The sequence below is a fragment of the Streptomyces sp. NPDC086519 genome (genome assembly GCF_040686075.1).
In the GTDB taxonomy this organism is placed as follows: Bacteria; Actinomycetota; Actinomycetes; order Streptomycetales; family Streptomycetaceae; genus Streptomyces; species Streptomyces shenzhenensis.
In genome coordinates, this window is sequence record NZ_JBFBJL010000001.1 from 356,594 (window position 1) to 371,315 (window position 14,722).

Below are 14,722 nucleotides of genomic sequence, written 5' to 3' on the forward strand. Positions count from 1 at the left end.
CGCAGCCGCCCTGTGTTTTACAGGTACTGTCCGGTGTTCGCCACCGTGTCGATGGAGCGTCCGGTGTCGGCGCCCTGCTTTCCGGTGATGAGGGTACGGATGTAGACGATCCGTTCGCCCTTCTTTCCGGAGATTCGGGCCCAGTCGTCGGGGTTGGTGGTGTTGGGCAGGTCCTCGTTCTCCTTGAACTCGTCCACGCAGGCCTGGAGGAGGTGGGAGACGCGGAGGCCCTTCTGGTTGTGTTCGAGGAAGTCCTTGATCGCCATTTTCTTGGCGCGTCCGACGATGTTCTCGATCATGGCGCCGGAGTTGAAGTCCTTGAAGTAGAGGACTTCCTTGTCGCCGTTGGCGTAGGTGACTTCCAGGAAGCGGTTTTCCTCGGATTCGGCGTACATGTGTTCCACTGCCGTCTGGATCATGCTTTCGACGGTGGTGGCCTTGCTGCCGCCGTGCTCTCCGAGGTCGTCGGAGTGCAGCGGGAGGCGCTCGGTGAGGTACTTGCCGAAGATGTCCTTGGCCGCTTCGGCGTCGGGACGCTCGATCTTGATCTTCACGTCGAGCCGGCCGGGGCGGAGGATGGCGGGGTCGATCATGTCCTCGCGGTTGGAGGCGCCGATGACGACCACGTTCTGGAGGCCTTCAACACCGTCGATCTCGGCGAGCAGCTGGGGGACGATGGTGTTCTCGACGTCCGAGCTGACGCCCGAGCCGCGGGTGCGGAAGAGGGACTCCATCTCGTCGAAGAAGACGATGACGGGGGTGCCCTCGCTGGCCTTCTCCCTTGCGCGCTGGAAGACGAGGCGGATCTGCCGCTCGGTCTCGCCGACGTACTTGTTCAGGAGCTCGGGGCCCTTGATGTTGAGGAAGAAGCTCTTGCCGGCGGCCTGGCCGGTGACTTCGGCGACCTTTTTGGCCAGCGAGTTGGCGACGGCCTTGGCGATGAGCGTCTTGCCGCATCCGGGGGGTCCGTAGAGCAGGACGCCCTTGGGCGGGCGCAGTTCGTGCTCCTTGAACAGGTCCGGGTAGAGGTAGGGGAGCTCGACGGCGTCGCGGATGGCCTCGATCTGGCCGCCGAGACCGCCGATCTGCTCGTAGCCGATGTCGGGGACCTCTTCGAGGACGAGTTCCTCGACCTCGCTCTTGGGGACGATCTCGTAGACGTATCCGGAGCGGGGTTCGAGCAGCAGGGCGTCGCCGGGGCGGATGTTCACGTCCAGCAGTGGCTCGGCGAGCCGTACCACCCGTTCCTCGTCGGTGTGCCCCAGTACGAGGGCGCGCTCGCCGTCCTCAAGGATCTCCTTGAGGGTGACGATGTCGCCGACGCGCTCGAACTGCATGGCCTCGACCACGTTGAGCGCTTCGTTGAGCATGACTTCCTGGCCGCGCCTGAGGTCGTCCAGGTCGACGCTTGGGCTGACGTTCACCCGCAGTTTGCGGCCGCCGGTGAAGATGTCGGCGGTGCCGTCCTCGTTCGCCGTGAGGAAGACGCCGAAGCCGGCCGGCGGCTGTGCGAGTCGGTCGACCTCTTCCTTGAGGGCCACGATCTGGTCGCGGGCCTCGCGGAGGGTGTTCGCGAGTCGTTCGTTCTGGGCGGACACGCCGGCCAGGTTCGTCTGTAGCTCGACGATCCGCTCTTCGAGAATCCTCGTGTGTCGCGGAGAGTCGGCGAGCTTGCGTCGCAGGACGGCGATCTCCTGCTCAAGATAGGCGATCTGCTCGGACGGGTCGTCGGACCCCCGTCCCGGGCGGATGCCGCGGTTCATGTCGTCGTCGTGGGCTGCCACGGTCCTCACCTCCTCCAAGGGGAGCTGGACGCTTCCAGACCCTACCTGGGTGGGTGTCGATTGAAACCCCTAGATCACAAAGACTGTCAAGGTGTGTCGTCGGTCACCCGCTGCGTTCTCCCTCGTGCCGGGTGGATACCCACTCAACGCGTTTCAGAAGCGGCGTGTTCCGGGCCGGGAGTGGTCAAAACCCTTCGTCACTGACCGGAGTTGTCCGCTCCAGTGCCGGTTCAGGGGTTGTGCCCCGGTGGCGGATTTCTTACACAGAGCGACTGGTCGGATGTGATGGGTGATCATGGAGGTGGGCCGCGGGTTGGCTCAAGTCGATCGATCCGGTGGCCGAGCGCCGCCGTACCGCGCGGTGGGACGCGCCGTGCGCACGGGTCCGGAGCGCGCGCGGGGGTGCGCCGGGAAGGTGCGCGGGCGGCCGTGGGCCGGAGGTAGGGTCGAAGTCGTTCAACACCCGCCGGGGCGGGACCGGGTGATCCCCGTCTCCTGTCGGCCGGCGCTTTCGACGGCAGGAGAGATGACCGTGCAGCAGGAGGCCCTGGCCGGCGGCGAGGCGCTTGAGGTCTGGATCGACCAGGATCTGTGTACGGGTGACGGGATCTGTGCCCAGTACGCCCCGGAGGTGTTCGAGCTGGACATCGACGGCCTGGCCTATGTGAAGGGCGCGGACGACGAGCTGCTTCAGGCGAAGGGAGCGACGGTGCCGGTGCCGTTGCCGCTGCTGACGGATGTGGTGGACTCGGCGCGGGAGTGTCCGGGCGAGTGCATCCATGTGCGCCGGGTCGCGGACCGGGTCGAGGTGTACGGGCCGGACGCGGAGTGATTTTCCGGCCACCGAGTGTGGCGGCCGTGCCGGCCTGTCGGCGGTGCGGTCGTCAGACGCTGTGGGCGGCCGCCGGGGTGGAGCGGACGAACGCGTGGCCGTTCCACTGCCACTTGGCGCTGGACTTCAGGTCCGGGCAGCAACTGGGCACATTGTCCGAGGAATAGCCGAGCAGGGTGGCGGTGACCGCTTGGCCGGCGACGGCGAAGTCGGTCACGGTGAGCCGGTCCTTGGGGTCGACCAGGGTGGCGACGACGCGGGGGCTGGTGGCGTCGGCGGCCTGGGTGAGGACGTAGACGCCGTCGGGCGGGGTGCCCATGGCCGAGTCGCAGTGCACCACCACCACGGTTTCCGGTCTGCCGTCGCCGTCGAGGTCGCCGGTGGCCTTCTTGACGACCAGTTCCTTCACGGGGCCGCAGTCGAGGGGGAAGTCCACGCCGGTGGTGCTGGGCGGCGCGGCGGCCGCGGGGGCGGGCTTCGGCTTGGCCGCGGCGGCGGGCTGGGCGGCTTTGGCCGAGCCCGGCTGGAAGAGGGACGACAGAGCGACGACGCCGGCCACGGCAGCGGCGGTGGCGAGCCAGTGCATGGGGCGGGTGTCGGTGTGAGCGAGCTCCGGGACCACGGATTGCTGCACTAGGAGTGTCTCCTGTGAGGCCTGTGCCGGTGGGGGTGGCCTGCATCGTGCCACACGTCACAGCGGGTGGGAACGGCGGGGTGGGCTTTCGTGGCCGGTGGGGTCCGCGGTCCGGTGCGGGTGTCCGCGACGGCGCCTGTGGCGGGGAATGCGCCGGTGTCTGCGGCGGGCCGTGCCATGGCACCTGTGACGGCACCTGTGACGGCGTCAACGTCGGAGCGCCGCGGCCGAGTTCCGGTGGGGTCCGGGGAACTCGGCCGCGGCGCTCGTGCGTTGTCGCGGCAGCGGGGACGGGCTCAGCGGCCGGCGCCGCCGTCGGCGTTGGGGCCGTCGTAGTCCTCGCCGTAGGCGCCCTTGGCGGGGCGGCGGCGGCGCATGGGCGGCTCGACGCCGTCGGCGAGCCGGCGGGCGGTGAGCAGGAAGCCGGTGTGGCCGATCATCCGGTGGTCGGGGCGGACGGCGAGGCCTTCCACGTGCCAGTTGCGGATCATCGTCTCCCAGGAGGTCGGCTCGTTGAAGCAGCCGATCTCGCGGATGGACTCGACGGTCCGGGCGAGCTGGGTGGTGGTGGCGACGTAGCAGCAGAGGATGCCGCCGGGGACGAGTGCCTTGGAGACGGCCTCCAGGCATTCCCAGGGGGCGAGCATGTCGAGGATGACCCGGTCGACGTCGGTGTCCGAGAGGTTGTCCTGGAGATCGCCGACGGTGAGCTGCCAGGCGGGGTGCGGGCCGCCGAAGTAGCGCTCGACGTTCTGCTGGGCGATCTCGGCGAAGTCAGCGCGGCGCTCGTAGCTGTGCAGCATGCCCTGGTCGCCGATGGCGCGCAGCAGGAAGCTGCTGAGCGAGCCGGAGCCGACGCCGGCTTCGACGACGCGGGCGCCGGGGAAGATGTCGGCGAAGGAGAGGATCTGCCCCGCGTCCTTGGGGTAGACGACGGCTGCCCCGCGGGGCATGGACAGGACGTAGTCGGGGAGCAGGGGGCGCAGCGCGAGGTAGGCGACGTTGCCGGTGGTTCGGACAACGCTGCCCTCGGGAGCGCCGATCAGTTCGTCGTGCGGGAAGGAGCCCTTGTGGGTGTGGAAGTTCTTCCCGGCTTCGAGCGTGAACGTGTAGTGGCGACCCTTGGGGTCGGTCAGCTGTACCTGGTCCCCGACCTTGAAGGGCCCGCGCCTGCGGGCGGCACCGGTCGGTTCGGACATGTGAACAGCCTACCGGTTCCCCGCGGGGGGCTGGACCGACAGGGGGCGAGGGCGGGTGCGTCGGATGCGGGCCGTGGGCGGCTGGTCGCGCCCACGCGGCGGAGCCGCACACCGGCTGTGCCCCGCGCCCCTGCGGGGCGCCTCCGGGTCCGGGCGTTTCAGGACGGCCTTGCCATCGCCCTGACGAAGGCCCGCTCGACGTCCGCGGCCGACAGGACGCCGTAGATCTCGCCGGTCTCCTCGACCACCAGGTACTCGGTGGCGGGGGTGGCGCGCAGGACGTCGAGGAGGTCCTCGCCCGCGAGTTCCGCGGAGACGCGCATGCCGTCGGTGAGGTCCTGGGCGAGGCCGCTGACGGCGACCCAGGGGCGGCGGTGTTCGGGTACGCCGACGATCGCGGCCTCGCGGACGAGGGAGAGGGGCGTGCCGTCGGCGTCGACGACGACCAGGGCGCGGGCGCCGGCGGCGTTGGCACGGCGCAGGGCCTCGGAGAGCGGGGTGTCGGTCTCGACCGGGACGGCGCGGCGGGTGAGGGTGCGGGCGCGCAGTTCCGGGAGGTGTTCGCGGAGCCGGGCCATGCGCAGGCTGTTGCCGGCGCCGGTCCAGATGATCGCGGCGAGGATGGCGGCGAGCAGGGCGTCGGTGACGGCGTCCATGCCGCTGCTGTCCGCGGTGTTGCCGCCGAAGGCGCCCCAGTGGTTGAGCAGCGGGAGGCCGATGAGGACGGAGACGGCGAGGGCGCGGCCGACCCAGGCGGCGGCGATGGTGCCGCTCATGGGCCTGCCGGTGATCTTCCAGACGACGGCGCGGAGCATTCGGCCGCCGTCGAGGGGCAGGCCGGGCAGGAGGTTGAAGGCGGCGACGATGAGGTTGGAGACCATCAGGCCGGCCAGCAGGACACCGGGGACGGTGCCGGGCTCGACGGGCTGCATGGCGAGGTAGAAAAGGCCGGACAGGACGAGGGAGAGCAGCGGGCCGACGAAGGCCAGCACGAACTCCCGTCCGGGGGTCTCGGCCTCTTTCTCGATCTCGGAGACGCCGCCGAAGAACTGGAGCTGGATGCGGCGGACGGGGAGTTTGAAGCGGATCGCGGCGACCGTGTGGGCGAGTTCGTGGACCAGCACGGAGGCGTAGAAGGCGATGGCGAAGAAGAGGGAGACGAGGTAGCGGGCGGCGCCGAGTTCGGGCAGCACCCGGTCGAGCTGGCCGCCGAAGACCCAGGTGATCAGGGCGGCGACGAGGAACCAGCTGGGGGCGACGTACACCGGGACGCCGAAGGGGCGCCCCATGAGCAGCCCGCCGCCGGGTTCCTTGGGCCGCTGCGGCGGCTGTCCCTTGGCCATACCGGACTGTGCGGGGCCCGGCCGGTCGCCTTCACGGGGTGCGTCGAGGCGTGGCACGGGCACTGGTTCCGGCGCTTGCGCGGTGCCGGGCGTCACCGCTGTCTGCGGCGTCTCCTCCGAGTTCGGCGTCTTCGGCGTCTCCCTCGGCTTCGTCGTCTCCGGCTTCTCCGTCGCCTCCGGCCTCTCCGGCTTCTCCGTCGCCTCCGGCTTCTCCGTCGTCGGTTCGGCCTGGTCGGTGGGGGTGGTGGCACCGGGATCGGCCGGGTCCCGGCCCGCGTCGGTGGGCCCTGGGCGGTGCTCGGTCGGGTCGGGGCTGTCCGACCGGGGCTGTCCGCTGCCGCCGCTCACGTCCACGGTGTCCCCTCGTTAGATACGTCGTCTCTGGTCGATGGTATGCGGCCGTCGTGGCGTGTTCCGCCCCGGCACCCCCTGTGTTGGCCGGGCCGTCGTGCGGGTTGGGTGACTGTCAGTGGCGGGCCGTATGGTCTGTGGTCATGGACAGCAGCATCGAGGACGCCTCGCAGGATCGGGACGCGGTCGTCGCGCAGGGGGAAGGGCCGGTCACGGCGGGGGCGGTGAGGGCGGCCGGGCCGCCCGCCTCGCTGTCGCCGTCGCGGGCCAGTGACTTCATGCAGTGTCCGCTGCTGTACCGGTTCCGGGTGATCGACCGGCTGCCGGAGAAGCCGAGCGAGGCGGCGACGCGGGGGACCCTGGTGCACGCGGTCCTGGAGCGGCTCTTCGACGCGCCCGCGACGGAGCGGACGGCGCCGCGGGCCAAGTCGTTGATCCCGGGGCAGTGGGACCGGTTGCGGGAGTCCCGGCCGGAGCTCGGGGAGCTGTTCGCGCAGGATCCGCAGGGTGAGCGGCTGGCGCGCTGGCTGGGTGAGGCGGAGCAGCTCGTCGAGCGCTGGTTCACGCTGGAGGATCCGGTCCGGCTGGAGCCCGTGGAGCGGGAGCTGTTCGTGGAGACCGAGCTGGAGTCGGGGCTGCGGCTGCGCGGGATCATCGACCGGGTCGACGTGGCGCCGACGGGTGAGGTGCGGATCGTCGACTACAAGACGGGCAAGGCGCCGCGGCCGGAGTACGCCGAGGGCGCGCTGTTCCAGATGAAGTTCTACGCGCTGGTGGTGTGGCGGCTGAAGAACGTGGTGCCGAGGCGGCTGCAGCTGGTCTATCTGGGCAGCGGTGATGTGCTGACGTACGACCCGGTCCTCGCCGATCTCCAGCGGGTGGAGCGCAAGCTGCTCGCGCTGTGGGAGGCGATCCGGCAGGCGACGGAGTCGGGCGAGTGGCGGCCGCGCCCGACGAAGCTGTGCGGCTGGTGCGACCACCAGGCGCACTGCCCCGAGTTCGGCGGTACTCCCCCGCCGTACCCCCTGCCGGTGAGGTCGGCCGGGTCCGAGGACGTGACGCAGGGCAGAATGGGCGCGGACTAGCAGAAGGAGACTCACCGTGGCCATCCGCGTCCTACTGGTCGACGACCAGCCGCTGCTGCGTACCGGGTTCCGGATGATTCTGGAGGCCGAGCAGGACATCGCGGTCGTGGGCGAGGCAGGCGACGGCCTGCAGGCCCTCGACCAGGTGCGCGCTCTCCAGCCCGATGTCGTGCTGATGGACATCCGGATGCCTCGGATGGACGGCGTGGAGGCGACCCGGCAGATCACCGGTCCCGGCCGGGACGGTCCGGCGAAGGTGCTGGTGCTGACCACGTTCGATCTCGACGAGTACGTGGTGGAGGCGCTGCGCGCGGGGGCCAGCGGCTTCCTGCTGAAGGACGCTCCGGCCAATGAGCTGGTGCAGGCGATCCGGGTGGTGGCGAACGGCGAGGCGATGCTGGCGCCGAGCATCACGCGTCGGCTGCTGGACAAGTACGCGACGCATCTGCCGTCCGGCGAGGAGCCGGTGCCGAACACCCTGCACACGCTCACCGACCGTGAGGTGGAGGTGCTGAAGCTGGTGGCGCGGGGGCTGTCGAACGCGGAGATCGCCGCGGACCTGTTCGTCAGCGAGACCACGGTGAAGACGCATGTGGGGCATGTGCTGACCAAGCTGGGGCTGCGGGACCGGGTGCAGGCCGCGGTGTACGCGTACGAGAGCGGCCTGGTGCGGCCCGGCGCGCAGTAGGGCGGGCGAGGACGACGCGAAGGGCGCCCCTCTCGGTGGAGAGGGGCGCCCTTCGCGTCGTCTGACCGGGCGTCAGCTGCTGGAGCCGCGGCCGAGCTCCCACAGCTGGAGGCTGGCGGAGGAGTTGAGGGCGTAGGCGACGCCCGTGATGTCGGTGCGGGCGGCGACGTACTGCTTGCCCTGCCACAGCGGCAGCACCGGGACGTCGTTGGCGACGGTGTTCTGGATCTCGGTCAGGGGGCCGGTGGCGGTGGCCCGGTCGGCCTCGCGGCGGGACTCCGGGATCAGGGTGTTGATGATCTTGCTGTTGAGGTAGGGCGACTTGAGGAAGTTGTCCTTGTCGAGGAACGGCGCGAGGAAGTTGTCGGGGTCCGGGAAGTCGGGGAACCAGCCCATGCCGTAGACGTCGTAGTTGCCCTTGCGTTCGGCCGTCTGGTAGGTCGACCAGGCGGTGCCCTGGATGCTGACGTCGAACAGGCCGCTGTCGTCGAGCTGCTGCTTGAGGACCTCGAACTCCTGCTTGGTGGCCGGACCGTAGTGGTCGGTCGTGTAGTGCAGGGTGAGCTTCACCGGGGTGGTGATGTTCGCCGCGGCCAGCAGGTTCCTGGCCTTGGAGACGCTGGGGTCGCCGTACTTGTTGAAGAAGGAGTTGGAGTGGCCGGTCACGGAGGCCGGGACCAGCGAGTACAGCGGCTCGGCCTGGGAGCCGTACACCTTGGCGACGAGTTCGTCGCGGTTGATGACCTGGGCCATGGCCTGGCGGACGGCCTTGGACTTGACCGACGGCGCGTTGGTGTTGAAGCCGAGGTAGCGGATCTCCAGGCCGGATATCTCGACGAGGTCGACGTTGGAGTCGTCGCCGGCGTCGAGCTTGTTGATCTGGGACGGCGACATGGTGCGGGTCATGACGTCGATGTCGCCCTTGTCGATCGCCTCGCCCATGGAGTCGGCGTCCTTGAAGGAGCGCATGACGACCTGCTCGTTCTTCACCTTCACGCTGCCCTTGTAGTTCGGGTTCTTGGTGAAGGTGCCGGAGACGAACTCGTTGTCCTTGACGTCGGCCTTGAAGGTGTACGGGCCGGAGCCGTCGATGTCGAAGCCGTCGCGGAGCTTGTCCTTCTCGTAGTCCTTCGGGTTCACGATGCCCGCGACCGGAGTGGACAGCTTGTACGGGAAGGTGGCGTCGGCGCTCTTGAGGTGGAAGACGACCTCGCGGTCGCCCTGGGTCTCGATGGTGTCGATGTTCGAGAGGAGGGCGAAGACACCGCTGTCCGACTTGATGCGCAGGGCACGCTCGATGGACCACTTGACGTCCGCGGCGGTGACGGCGTTGCCGTCGGAGAACTTCAGGCCCTCGCGCAGCTTGCAGGCGTAGCGCTCGCTGCCGCTGTCGGTGAAGGAGCAGCTCTCGGCCGCGTCGGGGACCGGGTCGCCCTCGCCCTTGGGCTGGGACATGAGGGTCTGCACGGTCTGACGCAGGATGTTCCAGCCGCCGACGTCGTAGGAGTAGGCGGGGTCGAGCGGAGCCGGGGCGTCCTTCGTGGCGGTGAACCCGTCGGTGGTACCGACGACGATCGCGTCGCTACTGCTGCTCCCGCTGCCGGATCCACCGCACGCGGCGAGCACGGGAGTGAGCAGGCCGACCACGGCCGGCAGCACCAAAGTCTTGCGGTTCATGCTCGAAGTTCTCCAGAGCTGTTCGAATCCGTGTATCCCGCATGCAGGGGGTGTCGAAGCGGATCACGGGGGTTACGGTGATGTTCTCGCGACGAGATTAGTCCGCGCCCGCAGGAGGGTTGGCAGCGGCGTGAGTTGAGGCGCCATCACGCAGGGGAGCCGGTTGCGGACAGACCGAACACCAGACGGCGTCAGGATTAGTGCAGCCTCTCCCCAATCGGGACACATGGTCACCCTGATTCCCCCCGAACGGGGGTGGTCTGCACACTCGGGCAACGTTGTCGAGCTTCCGTACACGTGGGGAACGTCACACGGGCATTTCGGTGATGATGTATCGGAATTCAGCCCGTTGAACAGTTGCGAATTCCGTTGAATGACCGCCCTGGGGATTTCGCCCAATGGACATTGCACGCTGGGTGAACGGCTAGCGCATTTCCGTCATCAGACCGTGCAGAAAAGCCAGGTCGACGTCTTCCAGCGAGGTCACCACGGTACGCCGCTCGGCCGGGGCGATCGGCGCGACCGACGGGACGGCGACCACGTGGCAGCCGGCGGCCTCGGCGGCGGCGACTCCGGTCGCGGTGTCCTCGACGACCGCGCATCGGGCCGGATCCACCTCCAGCCCGGCGGCGGCGAGCAGATACGGGTCCGGGAAGGGCTTGGTGCGCGAGACCTCGTCGCCGGCGACGGACAGGGTGAAGTGGTGGGGGCCCAGCGAGGTCAGGACACGGTCGATGATGCGCCGGTGCGAGGCGGAGACCAGGGCGGTGGGGATCTGCTGCTCGTACAGCTCGGCGAGCAGCCGCTGTGCGCCCGGCATCAGCGGCAGGGCGGCGCCGATGCGCTCCTCGAAGCCCTCGTTGAGCAGCACGCTGAGCTCGGCGAGCGTAATGGCGGCGCCGGTGGCCTCGATGAGGAAGCCGGCGCTGCGGGTCATGGGGCCGCCGACCACGACATGGCGCCAGGACTCGTCGAGGGCGTGGCCGAGGCGGGCGAAGATCTCGACCTCGACGTCCCACCAGAAGCCCTCGGTGTCCACCAGGGTGCCGTCCATGTCCAGGAGCACCGCCTGGAGTGCCGAGCCTTCCGCCGTACGGGTTCCGAGCGCGGGGACCGTGCTGGTCATCCGGTCGCACCTCCTTGAGGGACGATCAGGCCGGTTCCCGCGCGGGGAACCGGCCTGCTGTGGACCGACCAGTGTACGACGTGTCCGATCAGTGCGCTGTGCGGCGCGCGTCTCGGCGCGCCGCACACCGCATCGGACGCCTCACCGTGCGTTGAAGTACTTCGCCTCCGGGTGGTGGATCACGATCGCGTCCGTGGACTGCTCGGGATGCAGCTGGAACTCCTCGGAGAGGCGGACGCCGATCCGCTCCGGCTGGAGCAGGTCGGCGATCTTGGCGCGGTCCTCCAGGTTCGGGCAGGCGCCGTAGCCGAGGGAGAAGCGGGCACCCCGGTACTTCAGGGCGAACATGTCCTGGATGTCGCCCGGGTCCTCGCCGGCGAAGCCCAGTTCGGAGCGCACGCGCGCGTGCCAGTACTCGGCGAGGGCCTCGGCGAGCTGGACGGACAGGCCGTGCAGTTCGAGGTAGTCGCGGTAGGAGTTGGCCTCGAACAGCTTGGCGGTCCGCTCGCCGATGCGGGAGCCGACGGTGACGACCTGCATGCCGACCACGTCCGTCTCCCCCGACTCCTCCGGCCGGAAGAAGTCGGCGAGGCAGAGCCGGCGGCCGCGGCGCTGGCGCGGGAAGGTGAAGCGGGTGCGCTCGTTGCCCTGTTCGTCGAGGATGATCAGGTCGTCGTCCTTGGAGACGCAGCGGAAGTAGCCGTAGACCACGGCCGCTTCCAGCAGGTTCTCCGTCTGGAGCTGGTCGAGGAGGCCGCGCAGCCGGGGGCGGCCCTCGGTCTCGACGAGTTCCTCGTAGGAGGGTCCCTCGCCGGTGCGGGCCTGCTTGAGGCCCCACTGGCCCTTGAAGAGGGCGCCCTCGTCGAGCCAGCTCGCGTACTCCTTGAGCTGGATGCCCTTGATGACGCGGGTGTCCCAGAACGGCGGGGTGGGCACCGGGTTGTCGACGGCGACGTCGGAGCGGACGTGACCCTCCTCGGGCCGCTCCTCGGCCTCGACGACGGCGGTGGGCCGGACCCTGCGCTGCTTGAGCTCCGGGAGGACGGCGCCGGGCATGCCGCGCTTGACACCGATGAGGGCGTCCATCAGGCGCAGGCCCTCGAAGGCGTCGCGGGCGTAGCGGACCTCGCCCTCGTAGAGTTCGTACAGGTCCTGCTCGACGTAGGCGCGGGTGAGGGCGGCGCCGCCGAGGATGACCGGGTAGGCGGCCGCCAGGCCGCGCTGGTTGAGCTCCTCCAGGTTCTCCTTCATGATCACCGTGGACTTGACGAGCAGACCGGACATGCCGATGACGTCGGCCCTGTGCTCTTCGGCGGCCTCCAGGATCGCGGAGACGGGCTGCTTGATGCCGAGGTTGACCACGTTGTAGCCGTTGTTGGACAGGATGATGTCGACGAGGTTCTTGCCGATGTCGTGGACGTCGCCGCGCACGGTGGCCAGCACGATGGTGCCCTTGCCCTCGGCGTCCGACTTCTCCATGTGCGGTTCGAGGTGCGCGACCGCGGCCTTCATGACCTCGGCGGACTGCAGGACGAAGGGCAGTTGCATCTGGCCGGAGCCGAACAGCTCGCCGACGACCTTCATGCCGTCCAGCAGGGTCTCGTTGACGATGTCGAGCGCCGGGCGGGTCCGCAGGGCCTCGTCGAGGTCGGCTTCCAGGCCGTTGCGCTCGCCGTCGATGATGCGGCGCTTGAGCCGCTCCTCCAACGGGAGGGCGGCCAGTTCCTCGGCCCTGCCGGCCTTCAGCGACTTGGCGGTGGCGCCCTCGAAGAGCTGCATGAGCTTCTGGAGCGGGTCGTAGCCCTCGGCGCGGCGGTCGTGGATGAGGTCGAGGGCGGTCTGCACCTCCTCCTCGCTGAAGCGGGCGATCGGCAGGATCTTGCTGGCGTGCACGATCGCCGAGTCCAGGCCGGCCTTGACGCATTCGTCGAGGAAGACGGAGTTCAGCAGGATGCGGGCGGCCGGGTTGAGGCCGAAGGAGATGTTGGACAGGCCGAGGGTGGTCTGGACGTCCGGGTGGCGGCGCTTGAGCTCGCGGATCGCCTCGATGGTGGCGATGCCGTCCTTGCGGGACTCCTCCTGACCGGTACAGATGGTGAAGGTCAGGGTGTCGATGAGGATGTCCGACTCGTGGATGCCCCAGTTCCCGGTCAGGTCGTCGATCAGCCGTTCGGCGATCTCGACCTTCTTCTCCGGGGTGCGGGCCTGGCCCTCCTCGTCGATGGTGAGCGCGATCAGCGCGGCGCCGTGCTCGCGGGCGAGCGCGGTGACCTTCGCGAACCGGGACTCGGGGCCGTCGCCGTCCTCGTAGTTGACGGAGTTGATGACCGCGCGGCCGCCGAGCTTCTCCAGGCCGGCCCGGATGACGTCGACCTCGGTGGAGTCGAGGACGATCGGCAGCGTGGAGGCAGTCGCGAAGCGGCCGGCCAGTTCCTCCATGTCGGCGACGCCGTCCCGGCCGACGTAGTCCACGCACAGGTCCAGCATGTGGGCGCCCTCGCGGATCTGCTCGCGGGCCATCTCCACACAGTCGTCCCAGCGGGCCGCCAGCATGGCCTCGCGGAACTTCTTGGAGCCGTTGGCGTTGGTGCGCTCGCCGATGGCCAGGTAGGAGGTGTCCTGGCGGAACGGCACGGTCTGGTAGAGGGAGGCGGCGCCGGGCTCGGGGCGCGGGCTGCGCTCGGGCGGGGTGACGCCCCGGACCCGGTCGACGACCTGGCGCAGGTGCTCGGGGGTGGTGCCGCAGCAGCCGCCGATGAGGGAGAGACCGTAGTCGCGGACGAAGTTGCCCTGTGCGTCGGCCAGCCCCTCGGGGCCGAGCGGGAAGTGGGCGCCGTCCTTGGTGAGGACCGGCAGACCGGCGTTGGGCATGCACAGCAGCGGAATGCGCGAGTGCCGGGTGAGGTAGCGCAGGTGCTCGCTCATCTCGGCGGGGCCGGTCGAGCAGTTCAGGCCGATCATGTCGATGCCGAGCGGCTCCAGCGCGGTCAGCGCGGCCCCGATCTCGGAGCCCAGCAGCATGGTGCCGGTGGTCTCGAAGGCCATGGAGACGAAGAGGGGGACCTCGGTGCCGAGGGCCGCCATGGCGCGGCGGGCGCCGAGCACGGAGGCCTTGGTCTGGAGCAGGTCCTGGGTGGTCTCGACGATCAGGGCGTCGGCGCCCCCGGCGAGCAGGCCCTCGGCGTTCCGCTGGAAGCCGTCGCGGATGGTGACGTACGGCACATGGCCGAGGGTCGGCAGCTTGGTGCCGGGGCCGATGGAGCCCAGGACCCAGCGCTGGCGGCCGTCGCGGGCGGTGAAGTCGTCGGCGACCTCGCGGGCGATGCGGGCACCGGCCTCGGACAGTTCGTGGACGCGGTCGGCGATGTCGTACTCCGCCATGGCCGCGTGGTTGGCCCCGAAGGTGTTGGTCTCGACGCAGTCGACGCCCACGGAGAAGTAGGCCTCGTGGACCGAACGCACGATGTCCGGGCGGGTGAGGTTGAGGATCTCGTTGCAGCCTTCGAGATTCTCGAAGTCCTCCAGGGTCGGGTCCTGCGCCTGGAGCATGGTGCCCATGGCTCCGTCGGCGACCACCACACGTGTGGCGAGCGCCTCCCGGAGCGCGGACACCCGGGTCCGGCTGTCGGCGGAGGGGGACGGCGGCAACGAGGCCATGAAGGGCTCCCTTGGATGCGACGGCTGTCGGCTATGCGGTTTCCCCGGGCGGACCCGGCTGTGGACGCACCGCGCCAGCCTAGCCGGGAGTGGGCTTGGATGGGCAGGGCGTCCACGTGGCGGACGAGTGAGCCGCGGGGCGGGCAGTATGACGCCCACCATGGCGTTTCGGCCGCTCACAGGCCATCGTGCGGGGCGGACCTGTGCGGCCGGGCACCCAAGACCGGCCACACGCGAAGTAACGGATGTCGACCGACCATTAGCGGAGAGTCGACATGGACCGGTAGTGTTCGACATTGCCGAACGACGGTTACGGCGTCGTGACGGTGAGGGTCACCGGGAACGG

At 69.5% G+C, this 14,722-nt stretch carries 10 protein-coding genes; 3 read left to right on the plus strand and 7 right to left on the minus strand.

What is annotated here, in order from left to right:
* Window positions 1–17: 17 nt before the first annotated feature.
* A complete protein-coding gene (arc, locus tag AB0P24_RS01665; protein WP_365789906.1) occupies window positions 18–1,784 on the minus strand; it encodes a proteasome ATPase in 1,767 nt (588 codons plus the stop codon).
* A 526-nt stretch (window positions 1,785–2,310) separates the two neighbouring features.
* On the opposite strand from arc, the gene AB0P24_RS01670 reads away from it, so the two are divergent.
* A complete protein-coding gene (locus AB0P24_RS01670) occupies window positions 2,311–2,616 on the plus strand; it encodes a ferredoxin (protein WP_234531428.1) in 306 nt (101 codons plus the stop codon).
* A 52-nt stretch (window positions 2,617–2,668) separates the two neighbouring features.
* Here the strand turns inward: AB0P24_RS01670 and AB0P24_RS01675 are convergent, their stop codons facing one another.
* The 3 genes from AB0P24_RS01675 to AB0P24_RS01685 form a co-directional block, all read right to left on the minus strand.
* Entirely contained in the window at window positions 2,669–3,250 is a 582-nt protein-coding gene (locus AB0P24_RS01675; protein ID WP_365789908.1) for a hypothetical protein, read from the minus strand.
* Window positions 3,251–3,546: 296 nt separating this feature from the next.
* Window positions 3,547–4,449 carry a tRNA (adenine-N1)-methyltransferase gene (locus AB0P24_RS01680; protein WP_089103073.1) on the minus strand — a complete coding sequence of 301 codons (903 nt, stop codon included), beginning with the start codon at window positions 4,447–4,449 and terminating at the stop codon, window positions 3,547–3,549.
* 158 nt (window positions 4,450–4,607) lie between these two features.
* Complete coding sequence (locus tag AB0P24_RS01685; RefSeq protein ID WP_365789910.1) at window positions 4,608–6,146, minus strand: site-2 protease family protein; 1,539 nt, start codon at window positions 6,144–6,146, stop codon at window positions 4,608–4,610.
* 140 nt (window positions 6,147–6,286) lie between these two features.
* Between AB0P24_RS01685 and AB0P24_RS01690 the strand changes: the two genes are divergently transcribed.
* Together AB0P24_RS01690 and AB0P24_RS01695 are read left to right on the plus strand one after the other, a co-directional pair.
* Complete coding sequence (locus AB0P24_RS01690; RefSeq protein WP_365789912.1) at window positions 6,287–7,228, plus strand: RecB family exonuclease; 942 nt, start codon at window positions 6,287–6,289, stop codon at window positions 7,226–7,228.
* A 16-nt stretch (window positions 7,229–7,244) separates the two neighbouring features.
* The gene (locus tag AB0P24_RS01695) at window positions 7,245–7,916 is read left to right on the plus strand and encodes a response regulator transcription factor (RefSeq protein ID WP_365789914.1); all 672 of its coding nucleotides are present in this window, start codon (window positions 7,245–7,247) and stop codon (window positions 7,914–7,916) included.
* Between the two features lie 72 nt (window positions 7,917–7,988).
* On the opposite strand, the gene AB0P24_RS01700 is transcribed toward AB0P24_RS01695, so the two are convergent.
* The 3 genes from AB0P24_RS01700 to metH form a co-directional block, all read right to left on the minus strand.
* Entirely contained in the window at window positions 7,989–9,593 is a 1,605-nt protein-coding gene (locus AB0P24_RS01700; RefSeq protein ID WP_365789916.1) for an ABC transporter substrate-binding protein, read from the minus strand.
* A 424-nt stretch (window positions 9,594–10,017) separates the two neighbouring features.
* Window positions 10,018–10,719, minus strand: a complete 702-nt coding sequence (locus AB0P24_RS01705) for an HAD family phosphatase (protein WP_362741140.1) — start codon at window positions 10,717–10,719, stop codon at window positions 10,018–10,020.
* Between the two features lie 141 nt (window positions 10,720–10,860).
* Window positions 10,861–14,376, minus strand: a complete 3,516-nt coding sequence (gene metH / locus AB0P24_RS01710; RefSeq protein ID WP_365789918.1) for a methionine synthase — start codon at window positions 14,374–14,376, stop codon at window positions 10,861–10,863.
* Window positions 14,377–14,722: the final 346 nt, after the last annotated feature.

Excerpts from the sequence above, each read along its gene's own strand:
- AB0P24_RS01700 (WP_365789916.1), bottom strand. The coding sequence starts at position 9,593 with ATGAACCGCAAGACTTTGGTGCTGCCGGCCGTGGTCGGCCTGCTCACT.
- metH (WP_365789918.1), bottom strand. The coding sequence starts at position 14,376 with ATGGCCTCGTTGCCGCCGTCCCCCTCCGCCGACAGCCGGACCCGGGTG.
- AB0P24_RS01690 (WP_365789912.1), top strand. The coding sequence starts at position 6,287 with ATGGACAGCAGCATCGAGGACGCCTCGCAGGATCGGGACGCGGTCGTC.
- AB0P24_RS01680 (WP_089103073.1), bottom strand. The coding sequence starts at position 4,449 with ATGTCCGAACCGACCGGTGCCGCCCGCAGGCGCGGGCCCTTCAAGGTC.
- AB0P24_RS01705 (WP_362741140.1), bottom strand. The coding sequence starts at position 10,719 with ATGACCAGCACGGTCCCCGCGCTCGGAACCCGTACGGCGGAAGGCTCG.
- AB0P24_RS01670 (WP_234531428.1), top strand. The coding sequence starts at position 2,311 with ATGACCGTGCAGCAGGAGGCCCTGGCCGGCGGCGAGGCGCTTGAGGTC.